Source organism: Streptomyces sp. NPDC054796, assembly GCF_053611545.1.
In genome coordinates, this window is record NZ_JBSHAO010000002.1 from 160,529 (window position 1) to 179,671 (window position 19,143).

The 19,143-nt window shown below is 72.2% G+C and carries 18 protein-coding genes and 1 pseudogene; 12 read left to right on the forward strand and 7 right to left on the reverse strand.

Annotated features, from left to right (window positions below; genetic code table 11):
• Positions 1-56 precede the first annotated feature (56 nt).
• Complete coding sequence (locus ACWGJ2_RS02440) at positions 57-1,184, forward strand: winged helix DNA-binding domain-containing protein (protein WP_453344058.1); 1,128 nt, start codon at positions 57-59, stop codon at positions 1,182-1,184.
• On the opposite strand, the gene ACWGJ2_RS02445 is transcribed toward ACWGJ2_RS02440, so the two are convergent.
• Positions 1,151-2,170: a LysR family transcriptional regulator gene (locus tag ACWGJ2_RS02445; RefSeq protein WP_453344059.1), complete on the reverse strand. Its 1,020-nt coding sequence runs from the start codon at positions 2,168-2,170 to the stop codon at positions 1,151-1,153. The genes ACWGJ2_RS02440 and ACWGJ2_RS02445 overlap by 34 nt on opposite strands.
• A 122-nt stretch (positions 2,171-2,292) precedes the next feature.
• Between ACWGJ2_RS02445 and ACWGJ2_RS02450 the strand changes: the two genes are divergently transcribed.
• The 5 genes from ACWGJ2_RS02450 (at position 2,293) to ACWGJ2_RS02470 (ending at position 8,233) form a co-directional block, all read left to right on the forward strand.
• On the forward strand, positions 2,293-3,537 hold the full coding sequence (locus ACWGJ2_RS02450; RefSeq protein ID WP_453344060.1) for an MFS transporter: 1,245 nt from the start codon (positions 2,293-2,295) through the stop codon (positions 3,535-3,537).
• Positions 3,538-3,547: 10 nt separating this feature from the next.
• Complete coding sequence (locus ACWGJ2_RS02455; protein WP_453344061.1) at positions 3,548-4,105, forward strand: transcriptional regulator; 558 nt, start codon at positions 3,548-3,550, stop codon at positions 4,103-4,105.
• Positions 4,106-4,386: 281 nt separating this feature from the next.
• Positions 4,387-7,044 carry a histidine kinase gene (locus ACWGJ2_RS02460; protein ID WP_453344062.1) on the forward strand — a complete coding sequence of 886 codons (2,658 nt, stop codon included), beginning with the start codon at positions 4,387-4,389 and terminating at the stop codon, positions 7,042-7,044.
• Positions 7,041-7,724 carry a response regulator gene (locus ACWGJ2_RS02465; RefSeq protein WP_453344063.1) on the forward strand — a complete coding sequence of 228 codons (684 nt, stop codon included), beginning with the start codon at positions 7,041-7,043 and terminating at the stop codon, positions 7,722-7,724. Before ACWGJ2_RS02460 ends, ACWGJ2_RS02465 begins: the two co-directional genes overlap by 4 nt.
• 95 nt (positions 7,725-7,819) lie before the next feature.
• On the forward strand, positions 7,820-8,233 hold the full coding sequence (locus tag ACWGJ2_RS02470; RefSeq protein ID WP_453344064.1) for an SCO4225 family membrane protein: 414 nt from the start codon (positions 7,820-7,822) through the stop codon (positions 8,231-8,233).
• Positions 8,234-8,250: 17 nt separating this feature from the next.
• On the opposite strand, the gene ACWGJ2_RS02475 is transcribed toward ACWGJ2_RS02470, so the two are convergent.
• On the reverse strand, positions 8,251-9,228 hold the full coding sequence (locus ACWGJ2_RS02475; protein ID WP_453344065.1) for an esterase/lipase family protein: 978 nt from the start codon (positions 9,226-9,228) through the stop codon (positions 8,251-8,253).
• Positions 9,229-9,976: 748 nt separating this feature from the next.
• On the opposite strand from ACWGJ2_RS02475, the gene ACWGJ2_RS02480 reads away from it, so the two are divergent.
• On the forward strand, positions 9,977-11,260 hold the full coding sequence (locus tag ACWGJ2_RS02480) for an extracellular catalytic domain type 1 short-chain-length polyhydroxyalkanoate depolymerase (protein WP_453344066.1): 1,284 nt from the start codon (positions 9,977-9,979) through the stop codon (positions 11,258-11,260).
• Between the two features lie 148 nt (positions 11,261-11,408).
• Entirely contained in the window at positions 11,409-12,434 is a 1,026-nt protein-coding gene (locus tag ACWGJ2_RS02485; protein WP_453344067.1) for an alpha/beta hydrolase, read from the forward strand.
• A 32-nt stretch (positions 12,435-12,466) separates the two neighbouring features.
• Here the strand turns inward: ACWGJ2_RS02485 and ACWGJ2_RS02490 are convergent.
• Positions 12,467-12,700, reverse strand: a pseudogene (locus tag ACWGJ2_RS02490) (leucine zipper domain-containing protein); the annotation flags it as partial.
• Positions 12,697-13,320, reverse strand: coding sequence for a TetR family transcriptional regulator (locus ACWGJ2_RS02495; RefSeq protein WP_453344068.1), 624 nt, complete (start codon positions 13,318-13,320; stop codon positions 12,697-12,699). The gene ACWGJ2_RS02495 and the pseudogene ACWGJ2_RS02490, both read right to left, overlap by 4 nt.
• Before the next feature lie 125 nt (positions 13,321-13,445).
• Here ACWGJ2_RS02495 and ACWGJ2_RS02500 point away from each other — a divergent pair, with 125 nt between their 5' ends.
• Positions 13,446-14,438: an aldo/keto reductase gene (locus tag ACWGJ2_RS02500; RefSeq protein ID WP_453344069.1), complete on the forward strand. Its 993-nt coding sequence runs from the start codon at positions 13,446-13,448 to the stop codon at positions 14,436-14,438.
• A gap of 54 nt (positions 14,439-14,492) precedes the next feature.
• On the opposite strand, the gene ACWGJ2_RS02505 is transcribed toward ACWGJ2_RS02500, so the two are convergent.
• Positions 14,493-15,425 carry a helix-turn-helix domain-containing protein gene (locus ACWGJ2_RS02505; RefSeq protein ID WP_453344070.1) on the reverse strand — a complete coding sequence of 311 codons (933 nt, stop codon included), beginning with the start codon at positions 15,423-15,425 and terminating at the stop codon, positions 14,493-14,495.
• Positions 15,426-15,512: 87 nt separating this feature from the next.
• Between ACWGJ2_RS02505 and ACWGJ2_RS02510 the strand changes: the two genes are divergently transcribed.
• A complete protein-coding gene (locus ACWGJ2_RS02510) occupies positions 15,513-15,878 on the forward strand; it encodes an MmcQ/YjbR family DNA-binding protein (protein WP_453344071.1) in 366 nt (121 codons plus the stop codon).
• A 41-nt stretch (positions 15,879-15,919) separates the two neighbouring features.
• Here ACWGJ2_RS02510 and ACWGJ2_RS02515 read toward each other — a convergent pair whose 3' ends face one another.
• Positions 15,920-16,099 carry a hypothetical protein gene (locus ACWGJ2_RS02515; protein WP_453344072.1) on the reverse strand — a complete coding sequence of 60 codons (180 nt, stop codon included), beginning with the start codon at positions 16,097-16,099 and terminating at the stop codon, positions 15,920-15,922.
• A 247-nt stretch (positions 16,100-16,346) separates the two neighbouring features.
• On the opposite strand from ACWGJ2_RS02515, the gene ACWGJ2_RS02520 reads away from it, so the two are divergent.
• On the forward strand, positions 16,347-17,201 hold the full coding sequence (locus ACWGJ2_RS02520) for a GNAT family N-acetyltransferase (RefSeq protein WP_453344207.1): 855 nt from the start codon (positions 16,347-16,349) through the stop codon (positions 17,199-17,201).
• Between the two features lie 95 nt (positions 17,202-17,296).
• Here the strand turns inward: ACWGJ2_RS02520 and ACWGJ2_RS02525 are convergent, their stop codons facing one another.
• Positions 17,297-18,286 carry an NAD(P)-dependent alcohol dehydrogenase gene (locus ACWGJ2_RS02525; RefSeq protein WP_453344073.1) on the reverse strand — a complete coding sequence of 330 codons (990 nt, stop codon included), beginning with the start codon at positions 18,284-18,286 and terminating at the stop codon, positions 17,297-17,299.
• A gap of 368 nt (positions 18,287-18,654) precedes the next feature.
• On the opposite strand from ACWGJ2_RS02525, the gene ACWGJ2_RS02530 reads away from it, so the two are divergent.
• On the forward strand, positions 18,655-19,119 hold the full coding sequence (locus tag ACWGJ2_RS02530) for a peptidoglycan-binding domain-containing protein (protein ID WP_453344074.1): 465 nt from the start codon (positions 18,655-18,657) through the stop codon (positions 19,117-19,119).
• Positions 19,120-19,143: the final 24 nt, after the last annotated feature.

Genomic DNA, 19,143 nt, shown 5'->3' on the forward strand with positions numbered 1-19,143 from the left:
CCCGGTCTCACCCGCACTTCCCCGCGCCGACGCCCGGCCGAAGGACGGAGCACCGCATGACCCCGACGAGCCGGACCACCCCGAGGCCCGTCCTCGGCGCCCGCGCCCTCAACCGCGCGACGCTAGCCCGGCAGTTGCTGCTCGGCCGCGCCCGCCTGCCGGTCCTCGACGCCGTGGCACACCTGGGCGGCATCCAGGCGCAGGAGCCGCAGGAGCCCTTCGCCGGGCTCTGGTCGCGGCTGGACGCGTTCACCCCGGCGGCGCTCTCCGACCTGCTGACGGAACGGCACGTGGTACGGACCCACCTCATGCGCCGCACGGTCCATCTCGTCACCGCCGACGACGCCGTGGCCTGGCGGTCCCGCCACACGGCCATGCTGCGTCAGCGAGTGCTGGGCACCTACCGCCGCGAGCTGGACGGGGTGGACCTGGACGAGCTGACGGCGGCGGGCCTGGCCGTGATGTCCGACGACGAGCCCCGCTCGATGTCCGAGCTGGCGCGGGCGGTCGTCGAGCGCTGGCCCGCGGCCGGGACACGGCCACTGGGCGAGATGCTGGTCGCCGCGCTCCTGCCGATGGTGCAGATGCCGCCGCGCGGGGTGTGGCGTACGAGGGCGGGGGTGCGCAACGTGCTGCTCTCCTCGTGGCTGGGCCGCGAGATCGACCCGCCGTCCGACGACCCCTCCGATCCGGTGGGCCAGGCACTGGTGCGGCGCTATCTGGCCGCGTTCGGCCCGGCCGCCTCGGCCGACCTGCGCGCCTGGTGCGGCCTCGCCGGGCTGCCCGCCGCTGTGGCCGCGCTGCGCGACGAGCTGGTCGTCTTCCGCGACGAGCGGGGCCGGGAACTGCTGGACCTGCCCGACGCACCACGCCCCGGCCCCGACACACCCGCGCCGGTCCGGTTCCTCCCCGCCTTCGACAACGCGATCCTCGGCTACCACGACCGAGGCCGGATCATCGACGACGCACACCGTGGTCTGTCGGTGGCCGGTGCGCGCGTGGTGCTGGTCGACGGGCGCGTCGCCGCGACGTGGTACGTCGAGGACGGCACGGTGGCCGTCACCCCGCTGCGTGCCTTCTCGCGGGGCGAGCGTGACGACGTCGGCGAGGAGGGGCGGGCGCTGGCGGCGTTCCTCTCCGACGGGGAGAGTCAGCGTGTGCGGGTCGCGGGGGCGCCCGGCTGAGGAGTCCCGTCGAGGGGCAGGCCGGGCGGTCCTGCGGCTGCGGACACCCTCCGGTCCGACGGCGTTGCCCAGGCCGGAAGCCAGACCCTCTCCGGAGAGGGTGCCAGGCTTGCGAGATGGCGGATGACGGCCCGCAGCCCCGGGTGCGGGTGTGTGCCGGGGAACATGAGGGAGAGGGGGTAGGCGAGCGTCGGGTTCACGATCGGGATGCGGCGCAGGCCGCTGCCCGGCGGCCAGGTGTAACGGTCGCGCGCGCCGACGAGGGTGGCCACGTCGGCGGAGTCCGCGAGCGCTTCGAGCAGCACCTCGTCGCCGAAGTGCGGGCCTGCCGCGTCGACGCGGAGGTCGAAGTCGGTGGCGAGCTGATCGTAGAACTCCGCCCATTCGCTCCGGGGCGCGATGCCCGGCACCCAGATGCGGAGCTTGCGCAGCTCGGGTGGTGTGAGTGTGTGTGCGGAGGCGAGCGGATGCCCGGGGCCGACGAGGAGTTCCAGCGGGGAGTCGAAGGCGTGGATCATCCGCACGTCGGGCGGCAGTGTGGCCGGATCGGTGACGGTGCGGAACGAGGCGTCGATATCGCCCGCCTGAACGGCGGCTGCCACCACGTGCGGGTCGTCGACTCTGAGCGTCACCACGTCGAGGCCGGTTCCGGGGTGTGCCCGCCAGTAGTCGTGCAGGACGGCGGCCTGTGCGCTGCGCAGGCCGAGAACGTCGATCCGCAGGGCGCGTGAGCCCGGCCCGACCGCGGCGACGGCGCGGTCCGCACTCGCGACGACGCTCCGTGCGTGCGGGAGAAACGCCTGCCCGTCAGGGGTCAGTTCGACGCCTCGCGCTGTCCGGGTGAACAGGCGGACCTCCAGCCGTCGCTCCAGGGCCGCGATCCGCTTCGAGACCGCCTGCTGTGTCACGCCCAGCTCGTCGGCCGCGTGCCGCAACTGTCCGGACTCGGCCGCCCTGACGAACGATCGCACTGCCTCGGTGTCCATGGGTCCAGCCTATGTACGTCCAACTGATGGTTGTGGCTCGTCGGCAGGTGGTTGTTTGCGCCTGCTCCGGTGCGGCCGGTGTGATGCGGGGGCTCACACACCGGTGGTCGCTGAGGAGACATGTGCGCGTGAAGCTTGGGTCCGATTTCGGCTGGCTGTGGTCGTCCTACGCCGTCAGCGCGTACGGCACATGGGCGGCCTTCGGTGCGTTCCCGCTGGTCGCGGTGCGAGTGCTGCACTCATCAGCGTTCGCGGTGTCGCTTCTGGAGGCGGCCGGGCTCGCCGTCGCGGCGGTGGCCGCGTTCCCGCTGGGGCCGTGGGTGGAGCACAGGGCCAAGCGCCCGGTGATGATCGCCATGGATCTGGCCCGGTGCCTCGCGATGGTGAGTGTGCCGGTCGCGTACGCCCTCGGCTTGCTGTCGTACGTCCAGCTCCTGGTCGTCGCGGTCGTCTCCGGGACCGCGAACATCGCCTTCGGTGCCGCGTCCGGCGCGTATCTGAAACACCTCGTCCGAGGCGATCGCCTCCTTGTCGCGAACGGGAGGTTCGAGGGCACCAACTGGGTCGCGACCGCGGTAGGCCCGCCCCTCGGCGGGGCACTCATCGGGCTGCTCGGCCCGGTCGTCACCGTCATGGCCGACGCCCTCAGCTACCTGCTGTCCGCGCTCGGCGTCCTCCGCATCCGCGGAGGCGACGTCGCGACCCCCCGCGACCCGGCCGCCGGGACGCGCGGAACCCGGCTGCTCACCGGCTGGCGCTTCATCCTCCACGACCCCGCACTGCGCGGCCTCTTCCTCAACTCGATCCTCGTCAGCGGCCTGATCATGGCCACCGTGCCGCTCCTTGCCCTCCTTCTGCTGGGCGAGTACCACTACCCGGCCTGGCAGTACGGCCTCGCCTTCGGCATCCCGGCACTCGGCGGCTTCGCGGGCGCCCGCCTCTCCGCGCGCCTCGTGCGGCGTTACGGGCGGTACCGGGTGATGTCGGTCTCCGGCTGGCTGCGGTCGCTCTTCCCGCTCGGTCTCGCGTTCATCGGGCCCGGTGTACCCGGGCTCCTCACCGTGATCGTCGTCGAGGCCCTGCTGATCACATGCGTGGGCGTCTTCAACCCGGTCTACGCCACGGAGCGCCTGCGCCGGACTCCCGCACGGCACGCAGCGCAGGTCCTCAGCACATGGAGCGTGAGCAGCAAGCTCGTACAGGCCGCCATGATGGTGGCCTGGGGCGTCCTCGCCACCCTCACCGGCCCCCTCACGGCGATCACCCTCTCCGGCCTCCTCCTGCTGGCCGCCCCGCTCCTGCTGCCCCGGCGGGCACACCTGTCCGGGCCCGAACCGTCGTCTCGCGGTGATGGGGCGACAGGATGAGCGCCTCAGCATGGCCAGCGATGAACGCCCGGTCCACCGGCTCGACGCCCGTTCGCTGCGCGCGGTAGCGCATCCCCTGCGGATGCGGTTGCTGGGGTCCTTTTACCACCTGCGGCAGCTCGCCGAGTGCGGCTTCGCCGAGGACGACCCGGAGCGCGGCACCGGCCGGGAACGGTGGTGGAAGTCGGCTCACGAGGGGACACGGATCGACAGCGTCAACGAGTTCTTCGATCACACCGACCCCGAGGTACGGGGTGCGCTGCACCTGTTCCTCCAGGAGATGGCAGCCCAGCACGCGCTGGAACTCGCCTCCTTCCTCGGCGCCTTCCAGGAGTGGCCGACGCCGTGGCGCGAAGTCTCCGACGTCAGCGACTTCCAGCTCAGCCTGACGCCCCGGCAGGTACGGGAGCTGACCACCCGGCTCCATGAGGTCGTCGAAAGCTACCGGGTGGGCGGCGTGGAGGCTGCGCAGAGCGAGCACGACGCACACGCCCTCGCACGCCGTGCGGTGCTGCCCCGGCGTCGTGGCGCTGGTCATGGCTGCGCGACCGTGCCGGATGGCTCCTGATCCAGATGGGGCTCCGGCTGGTCCACTCGCCCACGGTGGTGAGGACTGCGCAGTGGTGAGGACTGCGCGGTGGTGAGACGGGCACTGTGGTGAGACCGGCGCCGCGCGGTCGCTGGTCCACGCGGTGCCCGCCCACCGCCCCGACCCGGCGCACGCGCGCGGCGTTCACGCTCCATCCCGGGACGGGGTGCGAGCGGCCCGTCTCTATCCCTGGTTGGAGTCGGCTGTCCGCCCGTGGCCGGAGGCCCGCGAGCACCCTGCTCGCTAGCCTTGAACACATCATGGAACGAACCGACGACCGGCTTCTGCCGGTCCTGCTGCTGGCTGCCCAAGCCCTGGTGTGGCCAGGTGCCGCGCTGCTGCTCGGCGCCACACCGGCGACCGCCGATCTCCTCGCGGCGGTCCTGGTCGACACCCTGGTGACGGCCGCGCTGTGCGCGCGGCGCACCAGGCCCGTGCCCGTCCTGGTCCTCGTCGTCGCCGCCTGCGCCGTCGGCGCCGGCCCGCTGCCCGCCGGCGCGATGGCGGTGCTCGGCACCGCGGGTGTCGCCCTCGCGCTCCTCACGGTGGCGATGGAGCGCGACACCACCACAGCGGTGCTGTGCGTGGCCACCCTCGCCGTCTGGCAGGTCATATACAACATCAGCCTGCACGGGCTCGGCGAGCGCCAGGGCCTGGACCTCGTGCTGACGGCCCTGCTCTACGCCGCCGCCTGCGGCACCGGTCTGCATCTGCGCCGGCTGCGCACCGCGCGCAGGACCGCCGAGCAGCAGCGGCACCGTGCCCAGGCCGAGCGGCACCGTCTCCCCGCGGCCGAGCGCCGTCGCATGGAGCGCGAGTTGCACGACGTCAGCGCGCACCACCTGACGGCCGTCGTCGTCACGACGGAGGCGGCGCTCGGGCTCGGCGAGCGGCGTCCGGAACTGGTGGGTGAGGCGCTGCGGTTCGCCGCCGACACGGGCCGAACGGTGACCCGGGCCCTCGGTGCGGTGCGGGCTCCGACGGCCCGGGTGGAGGACGTCCAGGAGCCGGAGGAACGGATGCGGGCCCTGGTGGACGGGTTCCGTTCCCTGGGACAGCCCGTCACCTGCGACATCGGGGCACTGCCGGAAGGGTCCGTCGGCGACGCCGCGTACGGGATCGTCCGCGAGGCCCTGACGAACGCCGTGCGCCACGCCTTCGGCGCCCCGACGCGTGTGCGGTGCGCCTACGGCGAGGCGAGCACGGAGATCGTGGTCACGAACGCGGCCCCGCAGACACCGGAGGGCAGCACCCCGCACGGCGCGGGCCTCGGCGGCGGACGCGGGCAGACGATGCTGCGCGGCCGGGCGCGGGAGGCGGGCGGCACGCTGACGAGCGGGCCGACGTCCGACGGGGGGTGGGAGGTGCGCGCGGTGCTGCCGGGGCGGGCCGCTGTGCCGCCCCCGGCGTCCGTGCCACGGTCCTTCCGTGTCGCGCAGTTCGCCGCCGCCTTCGGTCTGTGTGTGCAGCCTCTGGTGCCTCTGGCCGTCATCCGGGGCGAGGAGGCGTCGAGCGGCCCCGGTGTCTCGGCCGGTGTGCTGTTCGCGCTGCTGGCCGGGGCGCAGGCGGTGGCGCTGCTGTGGCTGCGCCGCGCGCCACGCACCGCGTCGGGCGCGCTGCTCGTCCTGGCCGCGCTGTGGCCCGTCGCGATGGCCGAGGGCGGGTACGCGGGGCCGGTGTCCCTCCCCCTGGCCTTGAGCGGGCTCGCCACCTGCACGATGCTCGCCGTGCACGCGGCACGCGGCGCGGCGAACGGCCACGCCGCCGAGCGCGGCGCCCCGCCACGGACCGAAACCTCCGCGAAGAGCACACCCCTACCGGATGTCGGCGCCACACCCGGCGCTGACGGGGCGAAGGGGGCGGCTGCGAAACGCGCGGTGCCGAACCGGGAGGTGCCGAACCAGGACTCTGGCGAGCCGTCCTCCCGGAGCACATCGGCCAAGGGCCGTACGGCACGTACGTACGCGCACACGGTCCGCCGGTTCACCGACGGGCGGCCATGGGTGTTGCCCGCGGCGGCCGTCGCGGTGCACACCGCCGCCGCCTTCGTGGTTCTCGCCCGGAACGGTGACGGCGTGTCCGCCGGGACGGTGGCCGTGAGCGCGTGCGCGGTGTCGGCCGCCGTGGCGGGCGTGGCCTGCGTTGCGGGTGCACGGTACGGGCAGCGGGAACGGAGTGAGCGGGGCGCGCACGAGGACCGTCTCACCGCGTGGACGCGGGAAGCGGTCCGCGAGGCATGGGCCGAACGCCGCCGCATCACGGCCGGGCTGGAGACCACCGTGCTGTCACGTACGGCCGAGGTGATCGAGGAGGCGGAGGCGGGACGGTTGCCGCAGGCCGCGCAGCGGGCGCGTGACGCGCTGACCGCCATGCGCACGCTGCTCGACGCTGTCCGCGACGGGCAGGAGCACGGCGAGCTGCGGCCGCAGCCCACGCTCCAGGCGCTGGACCTGCTCGCCCACCAGTGCCGGGCGACCGGCCGCGAGGTCGAGGTCCATGTCTCCGGCCGGGTGCCGGAGCAGTTGCCGGCCGAGGTGGATCTCGCGGCCTATCGCGCCGCCGAGACGATACTGACGGCGGGCGAGCCGGTGGGGGCAGGAGGCCGCCACACGCCCACCGCGCTCGCGCTCGACGTCGCCGACGACACCCTGCTTCTCACCGCGACCGGCGCACACCGCGCCACCCGGCCCGCGGTGCGCGAACGCCTGGCCACGCGCGCCGCCGCGCTCGGTGGCATCCTGACCAGCGACCCCGAGGCGGGCACGGTCCTGCTGCGCCTGCCCCTGGGCCCGCCACATGCCACCCCCGCCGCTGGCGGGAGCGCCACCCCCGCACCCGCGCCGGGCGAGAGCACCACTCCCGCTCCGGAGCACACGAACCGCACCCCGGACGGGGCGCACGAGGAGGACCCCCGATGACGCTCACGGTGATGGTCGTCGACGACCAGATCGTCGTACGCGCGGGCTTCGCCGCCGTCATCGACGCCGAGCCGGACATGAGCGTCGTGGGCGAGGCGGGCGACGGCGCCACCGCGGTACGCCTCGCCGCCCAACTCGCGCCCGACGTCGTGGTGATGGACGTGCGGATGCCGGAACTGGACGGCATCGCCGCCACCCGGATCCTGACCAGCGGGGAGAACGCCCCTCGCGTCCTGGTGCTGACCACCTTCGATCTCGACTCCTACGTCTTCAACGCGCTGCGCGCCGGTGCCTCCGGTTTCCTCCTCAAGGACGTGCGGGCCGGTGAACTACTGGACGGCATCCGGACCGTGGCCTCGGGGGACAGCGTTCTCGCGCCCTCCGCGACCCGCAGGCTCATCGGCCACTTCGCCGACAGCCAGCCGGACCGGCCCTCGGCCGACAGGGACGCGGGCGTCCTGGACCGGCTGACGGCGCGGGAGCGCTTCGTGCTCACCCTGATCGCCTCCGGTCTCAACAACGCGGAGATATCGGAGGAGTTGAACATCACCGTCGGCACCGTCAAGTCCCATGTGAACGCGCTGCTGCGCAAGCTGGGGCTGCGTGACCGGGTCCAGGCCACGATTCTCGCCTACGACCTGGGCCTGGCCCGGCCGAACCCTCCCGGCACCCACCTCTGACGGCCTTCCTGCCCTACCGCCCGCGCACTGATCCGTAGCACGACGCATCGGCCATCGGCCCGTACACACCGCCCGGTACCGAGCGGACACCAGCCATGACCAGCACCATCACGATCAACACCACCATGACCAGCACCACCGCACACGAGGAGCACACCACCATGAGCAGCGCCAACCCGTCCCGTTCCGCCGTGCGTGTCGTCCGAGACGCGCTGAGCACCGTCCTCGCCCGCGTCTATCTCGTCGCCTGCCTCGCCCTCCTCGTCTGGGCCCTCGTGATGGGGAACATCGATTCGCCGGACGCCTCCCTGGCAGGGGTCTGGCCCGTGTTCGCCACCGCGCCGGTCAGCCTCGTCCTGCTGGTGCTGCCGGATCACGCCTCGATGCTGTTCGTCGCCGTCGGTCTCGGCGCCCTCGTCAACGCCGTCTTCATAGGCTGGTGTGTCCGTGCCCTGAGCGGCCGTCGCGACGGCACGACGTCGGCCGGACAGCCCGGCACCCGCCGCTGACCCCACAGACTGTGCCGTCAACTCACGATCGGGGGCACGTATGTGCAGCGTGGCGTGGGCGCGTGGGCGGGGTCGAGGGCCCTGTGCACGTGGTCGAGCGCGACCGGGTCGTAGGGAATCCCGAGATGCTCGGTGTGGTCCTCGGGGCACTCGTCCTGGAGAGTGATGTTGCGTACCGTCGCGCCCGGTCCGGGCTTCAGGTACTGATTCTGGTAGGGGGTGGCGATTTCGTCGTACCGGGAGACGACGGTGGTGTAGGCGATGCCCGGCATGGTGTCGCCACCCCTGTCCAGGCGGCGGTTGACCGCAGAGCCGATGGCCTGGTCCGGCACGGCCTGGCCGAGAGTGGCCCCCACCGCGCCCAACAGGCCGAGCTGCTCGGCGAGGGTCATGAGTCCGCTCGCCGTGCTGCCATGGTTGCTCGGAGCGATGCCGATCAGGCGGTGGACCTTGTTCTTCCACGGCGCGGCGCGGTCGGCTCCGCCCTCGTACTTCAGGTACCAACGGGGCAGCACGCCGCCGCCCTGGGACCATCCGACGACGTCGACCTGGCGAGCGCCGGTGGCCGCGCGCACCTTGTCGACATAGGCGGCGACTTCCTTGGCGGAACGCGGGATGGCCGCCGTGGCCTTGAACACCGAGCCCCGGGGGGCACCGAAGTTGAGCGCGAAGACGCAGAAGCCCGCCCTCTTCAATTTGGGCGACAGCTCGTTCCAGGAATTGAAGGCGTTGGTGAAGGTGCCGTGGAGGAGCACCACGGGGCGCGGATGGGCGGCGGTGGGGCGGCATCCCCAGTCGTTGGCGCCGGGAGGCGAGGCGTCGGGGCGGCTCAGCGAGGCGATGAGGGCTACGGGGAAGGTGTCGATGCCACGGGGTACGGGGTCCGGGCCGTTGCCCGGCCGTGCCCCGGCAGCAACGGCACCGGCCGTGGGGAAAGTGAGGGTGAGAGCGATACCGGCGGCGAGGACACCCAGTCGGCGGGTACGGCGGTGCACGGTGATTCCTCCTGGCGGAAAAGGGCTCCGGGAGGCTCACAATCACCTTCTTATTCTTTGAAATGGCAGTAGAAACACTTCAAGTCACTGGAACAGCGGGATAAGTATCGTTATCGCGCCGTGCGACGCGTCCGAGGTCAGCACATGCTGATGGGGCGAAGACCGAGCGCGCGGCGCCGGCGGGGATCGGCCCACCCGAAGCTCGGGGTCGCCCGCCGCATCGCGTTATCGAGCTGACACAACTGCGGCTCTGACGGTGAGGTGCGTGCCGGGGGTGATGCGCGGGGATTGACGGGTGTTCAGGCTGCGCCGATAGTTTGTGGGAGCGGTCCCACAGACTGCTGGCAACACGGCGGCCTTCCCGGAGACGCCCCCCGGATGCCCTGGCCTCGGCCGTTCAGCCGGGGAGCGAGGAGGAGCACCGCCCCCGGGAGCACCGCTCGTCGCGGGACGGGCCGCCGCCGGGCCCTGAGCGCTGCCGCCCACCTGGTACGGGCGGACCGCCCTGCCCCGACAGCGCCAGGACACGGAGGGACGCGCGCCCCATGGCCGTCGCATCAGAGCCGATGCCACGGCAGGCACAGCAGTCATTCCCTCATACCCGCAGCCGGGAAGGGTCATGGACGTGGCCAACAGACGCACGAACACCGTCAGCCGTGTGAACAACGTCAGAGGCACGAGGAGCACGCGCCACGGGAGGCGCACGAGAGGCACGAAAGGCACCGGAGCCGGAGGCGCCGCCCGCAGGATGATCGGCACCCTCGTCGCGGCTCTTCTGCCCATGCTCGCGGGAATGCTGATCAGCGCCCCCGCCGCCCCCGCCGCCTCCGCCGACACCGCCGCCCCTACCGCCGCCCTCACCGAGGTCACCAGCTTCGGCAGCAACCCCAGCAACCTCCGGATGCACCTCTACGTGCCGGACAGCGTCACCGAACGGCCCGCGGTGCTGGTGGCCCAGCACTGGTGCACCGGCACCGGACCGGTCTTCTACGCCAACACCGAGTTCGCCTCGCTGGCCGACCAGTACGGCTTCATCGTCATCTATCCGTCCGCCACCCGCAGCGGCCAGTGCTTCGACGTGTCCTCCCCCGAGGCGCTGCGCCGCGGCGGCGGAAGCGACCCGGTGGGCATCCGCTCGATGGTCGACTACGTGACCCGCACCTACGACGCCGACACGGAACGCGTCTTCGTCACCGGTGTCTCCTCCGGCGCGATGATGACCAACGTCATGCTGGGCAACTACCCCGACGTGTTCGCGGCGGGTGCGGCGTTCAGCGGCGTCCCGTTCGGCTGCTTCGCCACCACCGACGGCTCCGGCTGGAACAGCGCCTGCGCCAACGGCACGATCACGCACACCCCGCAGGAGTGGGGCAACCTGGTCCGCGGCTCGTATCCGGGCTATACGGGTCCCCGCCCGCGGATGCAGATATGGCACGGCACAGCGGACGACACACTCCGCTACCCGAACTTCCAGGAGCAGATCAAGCAGTGGACCGACGTCCACGGCGTCAGCCAGACCCCGGCCATGACCGACACGCCCCAGCCCAACTGGACCCGCACCCGCTACGGCGGCACCGGTGACCAGGCTCCCGTGGAGGCCATCAGCTTGCAGGGCGTCGGCCACAATCTGATCGCCAGCGGTATGGCGGCCCGCGCGATCCACTTCTTCGGCCTCGACGAGGGCGGCCCCGGGCCCGGCCCGGATCCCGAGCCCGGCGACTGTGAGATCGCCGTCACCACCAACACCTGGAACAGCGGCCTGACCGCCTCGGTCACCGTCACCAACACCGGTAGCGCCCCCGTCAACGGCTGGTCACTGGGCCTCACCCTACCCGGCGGCCAGAAGATCACCTCCGGCTGGAACGCCACGTTCAGCCCGAGCGGCGGTCGAGTCACCGCGACCAACGCCGCGTACAACGCCGCCATCGCGCCCGGCGCCAGCGTGAACATCGGCTATCAGGCGACCCACACGGGCGACTCGGGCCCGCCCACCGCCTTTGCCCTCAACGGCTCGTCCTGCACGACGGCCTGACGGCGCGCGCCGCCCGACCCCGGCCCCGACCCCGGCCCCGACCCCGTCCGCGGTCCCGTCCCGAGGGGCGGGGCCGCGGCCCTTCCCCCGCGCCGCCTCCTCCCACCTCTCACGCGGTCACCGCCCGCGCCGTCCGTCTGGAGACACCATGCGCCGTGCCACACGCCGTACCGTCCTGACCGGAGCCGCCGCCACCGCGGCCGGTTCCCTCCTCCCGACGCCCACCGCCCGGGCCGGGACCGGGCGACAGGGCCCGCCGGGGGTGCGGGAACGCGCCCGCGTCGTCGCCGAGGAACGACGGGACGCGCGCACCCTGGACGTCACCATCGCCTCGCCCGCGCTGGCCGGGAACGCGACGGTCCGGCTGCTCCTGCCGCCGGGCTGGCGACCGGGCACACGGCAGACCTGGCCGGTGCTGTATCTGCTGCACGGGGCCTGGGACGGCTACGACTCATGGACCCGGGAGACGGACGTCGCGGACTTCACCCGGAACACGGGAGTGCTCGTGGCCATGCCGGACGGCGGCCGCGCGGGCTTCTACAGCGACTGGTGGAACGGCGGGACCGGCGGCGCACCACGCTGGGAGACGTTCCACCTCGCCGAGCTGCGCCGGATTCTGGAACGGGACTACGGCGCCGCGCGGGCGCGCGTCATCGCAGGCCTGTCCATGGGCGGCTTCGGCGCCCTGTCGTACGCGGCCCGCCACCCGGGCATGTTCCGCGCGGCGGCCTCCTACAGCGGGGTGCTGCACCCTCCGTACACCGGACCGCACGAGCCCAGCGCCTACGACGGCCCGGCGTTCCTCCGCATGATCCTGGAGGACAACGGCCTCGACCCGCTGGCGCTGTGGGGCGATTCGAAGGCTCAGGCCGACGTGTGGGCGGCGCACTCCCCCGTGGACCTCGCGGCGCGGCTGACCCGGATCCCGGTCCACGTCTCCAGCGGCGACGGCACCCCGGGCCCGCTGGACCCGGCGGGCAACCCGCCCGACCTGGACGTCGAGCCACTGTGCGAGATCATGAGCGCCGCCCTGGTGAGGAGGCTGCGCGGGCTCGGCGGCGATGTCACCGCGCACTTCTACGGGGCGGGCAGCCACCTCTGGGGCTACTGGGAACGGGAACTGCACGCCTCCTTCCCCATGCTGATGGACGCGGTGGGAGTCCGGTGCCGGTGACGACGGCGACGCGCTCACGGCGGACGGCGACACCGTCGGCACGTTCGCGCTGAACGAGTCTGCCAGGGGGAGCGGTGCGGGCGGCTGGAGCGGTCGTACATGCCCGCTTCGCCGTGCCGCTGGTAGCGCCCGGCCCAGCGGGCGGCGGTGGTGTGGGCGACCTGGAAACGCTCGGCCGCCCGTCGCAGCGGCCAGCCGTCCTCGATGACGCACCGGGCCAGACGCCGACGGCCGAACTGGGCTGCCGTCGGTCCGGGGGACCTCAGCGCGCTCGAGGGAAGAGCCGCTCGACAGCGGTCACCACTGCGGCGCGGCGGGCGGCGGTGGTGGGGTCCACGGCGTGTGCGGCGGCGGCCTCGCTGAGTTCGGGTTGGGCCGCCCAGGTCATGGCGATCTGGTTGACCAGGGCGAGGACGTCGGCCGGGTCCCAGGCGGGGTCGAGCTGTCCGGCCTGCTGCACCTGGCGGAGCCGGTCGATTTTGCGGGCGATCACTGCCTGGGTGGGATCGTCGGCATCGGCTGCGGTGCCCGGCAGTTCGAGGCGGCCCCAGGTGATCAGGCGATGGTGGTCGGGGCGGGCGACGAAGTAGTCGAACAGGCGGCCCGCGTAGCCAGGGAGGTCGGTCGGGTCTATCTGGGTGGCCTCGGCGATGACGACGTACTCCCGTGCGGCGACGTCGGCATAGAGCGCGTCTTTGCTGCGGAAGTAGGCGTAGACGCGTTCTTTGCTGGTTCTGGCGAGCTTGGCGATGCGGTCCACGCGGGCGCCGGCGATGCCGTGGCGGGCGAACTCCTTCATGGCAGCGCCAAGAATGCGCTCGCGCGTAGTGTCGCCGCCGGCCGCTGCGGGCGTCGCGGTCCGGCCGGAGTCGCGGGACTGGGACATAGCACCAGGATAGAGCACCGAACCGTTTGGTTTGGCATCGCGGGCGATCGGCGCGTAAGGTCAAACAGAACAGTTCGGTTTGGCCCTTTCGGGTGAAGCCGGCGAACCACTGAGGGAGTGCACTCATGCAGCACCGCAATCTGGGCTCTCAAGGCCTGCGCGTCTCGGCGCTCGGCCTGGGGACCATGGGCATGTCCATGGCCTACGGCGCCTCGAACGACGACGAGGGCATCGCGACCATCCGCCGCGCCCACGAACTCGGGATCGACTTCTTCGACACCGCCGAGATGTACGGCGCCGGGACCGGCAGCAACGAGATCCTCCTGGGGAAGGCGGTCAAGGACTTCCGCGACGAGGTGGTCCTCGCCACCAAGTTCGGCTTCGACATGACCGCCCCGCCGCTCAGCCCCGGCTTCGACAGCCGCCCCGAGAACATCCGCAAGGTCGCCGAGAACAGCCTGCGCTACCTGGAGAGCGACCACATCGACCTCTTCTACCAGCACATCTCCGACCCCGCCGTTCCGGTCGAGGAGGTCGCCGGCGAGGTCGGCGAACTGATCACCGAGGGCAAGGTGAAGTACTTCGGCCTGAGCAACGTCGGCCCCCAGTACATCCGCCGCGCCCATGCCGTCACCCCGGTCTCCGTGCTCCAGTACGAGTACTCGCTCTTCGAGCGGGAGGTGGAGGAGAAGATCCTTCCCGTCCTGCGTGAACTCGGCATCGGCCTGGTGCCCTACTCCCCGCTCGGCCGCGGCTTCCTCACCGGCCAGGTCAAGCCCGCCAGCGAGTACCCCGCGGACGACATGCGCAGCCGGGACGAGCGCTGGCAGGGCGAGAACTACACGTACAACCTGCACGCCACCGACCAGCTCAAGGAGCTGGCTGCCACCAGGGGCATCACCACCGCCCAGCTCGCGCTGGCCTGGCTGCTCGCCCAGGGCGAGGACGTCGCGCCCATTCCCGGCACCCGCAGCACCACGCGCCTTGAGGAGAACGCCGGCGCCGTCGACGTCCAGCTCTCCGCCGCCGATCTGGCCCGCATCACTGAGATCCTTCCCCACGGCTCGGCAGGCAGCCGCTACCCCGCAGCGATCCTGTCCAGCTTCACCACGGACTGACCGCGCCGGGAGCCATCGCCTCCTGACGGGCAAGGGGCCTGCGCCGCGTTTCCGTCACGCGTCGGTCCTCACTGCGCGGGCCGCGAAGGCGGCCGGGGTGAGACCGGTGCGGTCGCGGAAGAAGCGGCCGAAGTTCGCGGGGTCGGCAAAGCCAAGGTGGCCGGCCACGGCCCGGGCATCCCATCGGGCGCTTCCCAGCAGGCGCCGGGCTTCGAGCAGGCGCCGCTCGTCGATGAGCTCACGCACTCCCTTGCCGGTGGCTTCCCGAGCGGCGCGGCTGAGGGTGCGGACCGAGCAGCCGAGCAACTCTGCGTAATCCGCGGCCCGGCGCAGTTCGCGGAAGTGCAGCTCCAGGGCGTCCGCGAATCGCCGGTAGGCGTCACCACGGCTTCTGCCGGCACCCGTGTCGGCGGGGGTGATCCCGGGGGCGTTGGCGAGGCGCAGCAGCAGCGATTCGAGCAGACTGCGCCGCAGGGCGTGGTGGACGTCGAGGGGGCGGCGCCCGAGTGCGCGGTGTTCGTCCAGAAGCTGGAGTGCCGTCTGCTGGAGCCAGGCGGCGTCCTCGGGGCGCGGGCTCAGCACGGCAGGAGCCTCGTGTGCGGTGAGCGGGGCCAGTAGGCGGGCGATGTCGGACCGCAGTACATCCGGTTCGAACAGGATGAACGGGCCGCGGGCGGCGCCGGGCGGATGCCAGCACTGCGTGTGCCCCGGGCGCACCCACAGCCACTGGCCGGAGGCGACGGTCCGCGTGAGGTGGTCGACGTCGTGCCGCAACTCTCCCTCGGTGACGGCGATGAGGTAGTGGAAGGTCGCGCGGCCCGGACGTGGAGGGTTCCACGGCCAGTCGTCGTGCTGGGCGAAGAAGTCCTCGACGGTGCTCACTTCAAGGCCGTACGGGGTGCCGACCGGGGGCTGGAAACCGTACAACGGGACCGCGGCCGGTCCGGCCTGTCCGCTCGGGCTGGGGTGTCGCTTGTCGACCATCACGTGTCCGCAGCCTACTGCCCCATTTGTCCGCCTCGAAGGAAGAATGGGTGTGCCGCCGCGACCACCCCGTGAGGAAGGCAACGCCCCATGAACGGAACGGCCCTGCACAAGACCGCCGCCGACTGTGCCGAGGAGCTTCCCGGAGCCCAGCTGGAGCATCCCTTCGGCGATGACTGGGAGGTCTTCAAGGTGCGCGGCAAAGTGTTCATGCTGATGACCGAGGTCCCGGGGCGTCCCGTCGTGATCCTCAAGGCGGACCCCGGTGAGGCCCACGCCCTGCGGGAGCAGTACAGCCACATCACCCCCGGATACCACATGAACAAGAAGCACTGGATCACGCTGGAGGGTGGGGACGGCGTCGACGAGGAACTCGTCCGAGAGCTCGTCACCGACTCCTACCGACTCGTCGTCGCCCACCTGCCCAAGGCCGAGCAGCCCGTCGAGACAACGTGAACTGTCCGGTCAGGGTGCGCAACTGCTTCTGTGCCTGTGGCTCACAGAAGCAGTTGGGCGCCCTCGGAGAGGAGGCAGTGTGCATCGCCGGGAAACTGATTGTGCTGGTCCGGCCAGAGGATCTGCCATGCCGGTGGAGTGGCGTCGTAGAGGTCATGGACGAGCACGAGGTTCTCCGGTGCGTAGGCCGTGCGCGCGAGCGCGGTCTCCTGGTCGTGCATGGGGTGCTCCGGTGGGGTTGGTCGTCGGGTGCGTCGCATGCTGCGCCCGCCTGTCCCGCCCAGCCCTGGTGGTACGGGCGGACCGGCTGGTGCGGAGAACGGTCGCATACAGGTCCGACACCCGGCCCGGCGCACGAGCCCCCTCGCCCCCTCGCCCCCTCGCCCCCTCGCCCCCTGCCACGCTCCCCCGGGCCCGCCTCGTCGGAAAACCACGGGCGTGCCCCGCGAAGGCGCGCGAATATGGGGCATGCGCCCGGACGACTGGCACCTCATCCACGACGTCGACACCTTTCTGGCCCGCGCGGGAGACTTCCTGCGCTCACGCCCCGCCCCGCACACCATCCCTCTGACGGTGACCGAGACGCTGCGCACGCGCGGCCCGCACACATACGGCGCCGAGGACCCCGTCTTCGGCATCCTGGGGAGCGCGGGCGAGGTCCGCGCGACGTTCTTCCGCACCCCGCCCCAACGCCTCAACCTCACCCCGCTCGCCCCCGACGAGTCCGAAGCGCTCGCCCGACGTCTGGCCGCCCTCGGTCACACCGTCCCCGGTGTCGGCGCGGACCGCGACACCGCCGCGGCCTTCGCCGCCGCCTGGCAGCGGCACACCGGCGCGGCGCCGAAGCTCCGCGAGCGCCAGCGGCTGTACCGCCTCGGCTCCCTCGCCGCACCGGAGCCGCGCCCCGAGGGCCGGGCGCGGGTCGCGGGCCCGCAGGACCGCGAGCAACTCGTGCGCTGGCACCGGGAGTTCGACGGGGCCATCGGCGCGGCCCTGTCCACGTCCGACGGCTCCTGGGCCGACGCGCGCATCGCCGACGGACGTGTCACGTTCTGGGAGACCCCGGACGGCACTCCCGTCTCCATGGCGGGTGTGACACCGACGGTCGCGGGCCAGGTCAGGGTGTCCCCCGTCTACACCCCGGCCCCGCTGCGTGGCCGCGGCTACGCGGGCGCCGCGACGGCGGAGGTCAGCCGTGCGGCGCTGGCGGCGGGCGCGGCGGAGGTGCTGCTGTTCGCCGACCTGGCCAACCCCACCAGCAACGCCCTGTACCAGCGGATCGGCTACCGCCCGGTGACGGACTTCGCGGTGTACGACCTCTAGCAACGCCACCGGCCGACGCAGCGGTCCGGCCAGGGGACACTCCGGCACACCGCCTCCCGCCACGCTGGTGGTACCGGGCCCGGCTTCCCCCGTGTTCACTGCACGGTGATCACGGCCTTGCCCCGGGCGTGGCCCCCCTCCACATGGCGCACGCCCTCCGCCGTGTCGGCCAGCGGATAGGTGCGGTCGACCACCGGGGTCAGTTCGCCGGACTCGATGAGCACGGTGACGGCGAGCAGATCCTCGTGGGCCGGTCCCGCGGGGACCGCGGGAAGGATCGGGCGGAGCCGCTGCCGGACGAACGTGTTGGCCGCGGCCACCCGCAGTGTGGAGCCCACAGCGCCGAAGACGTGCCCGGGCGAGCCGCCGCCGTTGGCGACCAGGGTCCCCGTCGGGGTGAGCACCCGGCGCAGCCGGCCAGGCGGGTGGTTGCCCACGTTGTCCAGGATCACGTCGTAGCACACGGGCCCTGCGGTGAAGTCCGCCTTGGTGTAGTCGATGACGTGTGCGGCGCCCAGTGAGCGCACCAGCTCGACGTTGCGGGCGCCGCACACCCCGGTGACCTCCGCGCCGAGGGAAACGGCGATCTGCACGGCGAACGAACCCACGCCGCCCGCGGCCCCGTTGACCAGCACGCGCTGCCCGGCCCGCGTGCGGCCCACGGTGCGGATGCCGCGCAGCGCCGTCGCAGCGCCCACCGGTACGGCCGCGGCCTGTTCGAAGGTCAGCTTCGTGGGCTTGGGCACCAGCAGCTCCGCCGGGGTGCACGCGTACTCGGCGAAGGAGCCCTGGCAGAAGCCCAGCACCTCGTCGCCGGGCTGGAGTCCTTGTACGCCGGTGCCGACGGCCGCCACCTCTCCGGCCGCGTCGAGGCCCGCCACCCGGTGCTTCGGCCGCGTCAGCCCCATGCCTCCGGCCAGCCGTGCCACGTACGGGTCGCCGCGCATCATGTGCCAGTCGTACGGGTTGAGCGCGGCGGCACGCACCCGTACCAGCACCTCGCCCGCGCCGGGTCCGGGCCGGTCGGTGTCCGTCAGCCGGAGGATGTCCGGCGGGCCGAAGCGTTCCTGGACGATCGCCTTCATCGGGTCTCCCCCACCTCGTGAGCGATGGCCGCTCGCTGTCCCCTTGGGATACGGCGTACACCATCGGGTCCGGGTACGCCAGCACAGCGGTTCCCGGGGCAATGGAGGATGTGTGCCAGGTTCGTCCACTTCCGCACATCCGGATCGGCGAGCCGCTCCTCTGCGCGTCTTCAGCCGGTCAGGCACAGACCGGGGCACTCGGTTCCCCCCTGTGTCCTGCGCCTTTCAGTCAGAGCCGAAAAGGCTGGTTGACCAGGCATATGTCCAGGACGCTGAGGCAACGAACCGGCGCGCGGAAGGGTGCTCCGTGGGTCACAGGAGCCATGGCGGCTCACCGCGGGCCATGCGCATCGTCAACAGGAGGAACCATGTTCCGAGGCCGCCTGCCTCGTACTCGCACCAGAACCGCCCTCTTCGCGGCAGCCCTCACCGCGAGTCTCCTCGGGGGCGGGATCGCTGCCGCGCCCGCCGTGTCCGCCGCGTCGACTCCGACATGCAACGGCGTCAAGAAGGTGACCCTGGACGCCGGAGCGACGACGGTCAAGCAGCCCTACTACACGGGCACAGGCAGCAGGAACTGTCAGCTCATGAACGGCAACTCAGGGTCGGCCGTCAAGGAGTTGCAGTTCAATCTGATCCACTGCTACGGCAAGAGCACCGGCGGCCACGACGGCATCTACGGGGACGCGACGGAGCGCGCCGTGCGGGAAGTCCAGGCGGCGGTAGGAGCCGACGTCGACGGCATCTACGGTCCGGAGACCCGCAAGGCCATGAAGTGGTACTACTACGTGAACGGCGATCCCGCCCGTGCATGCATCAAGGCGAACGTCTGACGAGCGGCAGGCCGCCCGCCCGTC

Bases quoted from the DNA above. Each gene is read 5' to 3' on its own strand.
- ACWGJ2_RS02460 (WP_453344062.1), top strand. From the start codon at position 4,387: ATGGAACGAACCGACGACCGGCTTCTGCCGGTCCTGCTGCTGGCTGCC.
- ACWGJ2_RS02525 (WP_453344073.1), bottom strand. From the start codon at position 18,286: ATGAAGGCGATCGTCCAGGAACGCTTCGGCCCGCCGGACATCCTCCGG.
- ACWGJ2_RS02455 (WP_453344061.1), top strand. From the start codon at position 3,548: ATGGCCAGCGATGAACGCCCGGTCCACCGGCTCGACGCCCGTTCGCTG.
- ACWGJ2_RS02530 (WP_453344074.1), top strand. From the start codon at position 18,655: ATGTTCCGAGGCCGCCTGCCTCGTACTCGCACCAGAACCGCCCTCTTC.
- ACWGJ2_RS02500 (WP_453344069.1), top strand. From the start codon at position 13,446: ATGCAGCACCGCAATCTGGGCTCTCAAGGCCTGCGCGTCTCGGCGCTC.
- ACWGJ2_RS02495 (WP_453344068.1), bottom strand. From the start codon at position 13,320: ATGTCCCAGTCCCGCGACTCCGGCCGGACCGCGACGCCCGCAGCGGCC.
- ACWGJ2_RS02510 (WP_453344071.1), top strand. From the start codon at position 15,513: ATGAACGGAACGGCCCTGCACAAGACCGCCGCCGACTGTGCCGAGGAG.
- ACWGJ2_RS02470 (WP_453344064.1), top strand. From the start codon at position 7,820: ATGACCAGCACCATCACGATCAACACCACCATGACCAGCACCACCGCA.
- ACWGJ2_RS02520 (WP_453344207.1), top strand. From the start codon at position 16,347: ATGCGCCCGGACGACTGGCACCTCATCCACGACGTCGACACCTTTCTG.
- ACWGJ2_RS02440 (WP_453344058.1), top strand. From the start codon at position 57: ATGACCCCGACGAGCCGGACCACCCCGAGGCCCGTCCTCGGCGCCCGC.
- ACWGJ2_RS02515 (WP_453344072.1), bottom strand. From the start codon at position 16,099: ATGCACGACCAGGAGACCGCGCTCGCGCGCACGGCCTACGCACCGGAG.
- ACWGJ2_RS02480 (WP_453344066.1), top strand. From the start codon at position 9,977: ATGATCGGCACCCTCGTCGCGGCTCTTCTGCCCATGCTCGCGGGAATG.
- ACWGJ2_RS02465 (WP_453344063.1), top strand. From the start codon at position 7,041: ATGACGCTCACGGTGATGGTCGTCGACGACCAGATCGTCGTACGCGCG.
- ACWGJ2_RS02485 (WP_453344067.1), top strand. From the start codon at position 11,409: ATGCGCCGTGCCACACGCCGTACCGTCCTGACCGGAGCCGCCGCCACC.
- ACWGJ2_RS02445 (WP_453344059.1), bottom strand. From the start codon at position 2,170: ATGGACACCGAGGCAGTGCGATCGTTCGTCAGGGCGGCCGAGTCCGGA.